This is a genomic window from Streptomyces sp. NPDC029674, from assembly GCF_044903205.1.
Lineage (GTDB): Bacteria > Actinomycetota > Actinomycetes > Streptomycetales > Streptomycetaceae > Streptomyces.
Genome location: NZ_JBJDPY010000055.1, coordinates 1 through 1583, shown reverse-complemented (window position 1 = coordinate 1583; position 1583 = coordinate 1). Strand labels below are relative to the sequence as shown.

Below are 1583 nucleotides of genomic sequence, written 5' to 3'. Positions count from 1 at the left end.
CACCGTGCTCAGCGAGAACCGCTCGTGGCTCGGATCCGCACACGGCACCGAGGCCACCCGCACGGTGACCCTCGACATCGCCAAGTTCACCGGCAACAAGGTCTCGAACGGCTCGATCCTCTCCGGGCTCGTGCTCGGCCGGATCACCGCGACCGGCCTCTACGGCCCCTACGACAACGCGGCCACCGACGGCCGCGAGGTCGCCGCCGGCTTCCTGTTCAACACCATCCCCGTCCCCGCCGGCACCACCAAGGTGGGCGCTCCCCTCATGGAGCACGGCGTGGTCATCGAGGCGAAGCTCCCGACCGGCAACGGCCTGGACACCGCCGCGAAGACCGACATGGCCGGCCGCATCATCACCCGCTGAGACCGAGAGGACTGACCCATGGCTCAGATCATCGACCTCGTGCCGCCCCCGGCACTCACCGCCTACGTCCGTGAGGTCCCGTCCCCGACGGCGTGGATCCTCAACCGCTTCCTCCCCGACGTCCTCATCCCGGACATCGAGGCCGGCATCGACCGCACCATCAAGCGCAACCGCGCCGCGGCGTTCCGCACCTACGACGCCGAGTCGCCGATCGGCGCCCGCTCGCCCTTCGAGCGCTCGCGGGTGACCCTGCCCCCGATCTCGGAGAAGATCCCGCTGGGCGAGCACGAGCGGCTGCAGCTGGAGCGCATCCGCTCCGGAGGCAGCGGGAACACGGCACAGCTCGTGGACCAGGTGTACGACGACGGCGCGAACCTCGCTGGGTCCATCCAGGCCCGCATGGAGCTCGCGCGCGGCGACGTCCTCACGGACGGCAAGTTCACCCTGGCCAACGAGAACGGGCTCACCCTGGAGGCCGACTTCGGCCTGCCGGCCGAGCACCTCGTGGCGCCCTCCGTCCTCTGGTCGGACCGCGAGAACGCGACCCCGGTCTCGGACCTGGCGGCCTGGGCTGACCAGTACGAGGAGGACACCGGCGAGCGGCCCGGCTACGTCGTCATGTCCCGCATCGCCAAGGCCCACCTCATGGCCTCCGTGGAGGCCCGCTCCCTGGCCGGCCTGACCGGCCCGGGCATGGTGGCCACGCTGGACAACAACCAGCTGGGCGCCATCCTGACCGCCCGCGACCTGCCCGAGATCGTCATCTACTCCGCGCAGATCGACGTCAACGGCACCGCGACCCGGCCCATCGCGGCCGACCGCGTGGTCATGCTGCCGGCCAACGCCCGCGACCTGGGCTACACGGCCTGGGGCATCACCGCCGAGTCCCTGGAGTTCGCGGCCTCGAACGCCGGCGTGCTCGGCTTCGAGCAGCTGCCCGGCCTGTTCGCGTCCGTCCTGAAGGAGTTCGACCCGGTCCGCACCTGGACCAAGGTCTCCGGCGTCGGCATGCCGCTCATCGAGCAGCCCCACCGGCTCCTCGTCGCGGACGTCTACTGATCGGAGGTCCCTTGATGTCTGACGACGTCCTGCAGTACACCGTGACCGACCACGCCACCGGCACCCGCTACGTGGTCGGCACGGTCCCCCCGGAGAAGTTCCTGCAGCACCTGCGCAAGCACAACCCGCGGGCGCTGGGCGCCGCGGCCGGCCGGGC

The 1583-nt window shown here is 71.0% G+C and carries 2 protein-coding genes; both read left to right on the top strand.

Annotated elements, in window-relative coordinates:
• A partial coding sequence (locus tag ACI2L3_RS40305; protein ID WP_404757444.1) for a head decoration protein occupies nt 1–367 on the top strand: 367 nt, incomplete at its 5' end.
• Between the two features lie 18 nt (nt 368–385).
• Nucleotides 386–1426 (top strand): major capsid protein, encoded by a 1041-nt coding sequence (locus tag ACI2L3_RS40300; protein ID WP_350749499.1) that lies wholly within the window; start codon nt 386–388, stop codon nt 1424–1426.
• The last annotated feature ends 157 nt before the right edge of the window (nt 1427–1583 follow it).

Coding starts and splice junctions, on each gene's coding strand:
- ACI2L3_RS40300 (WP_350749499.1), top strand. CDS start 386: ATGGCTCAGATCATCGACCTCGTGCCGCCCCCGGCACTCACCGCCTAC.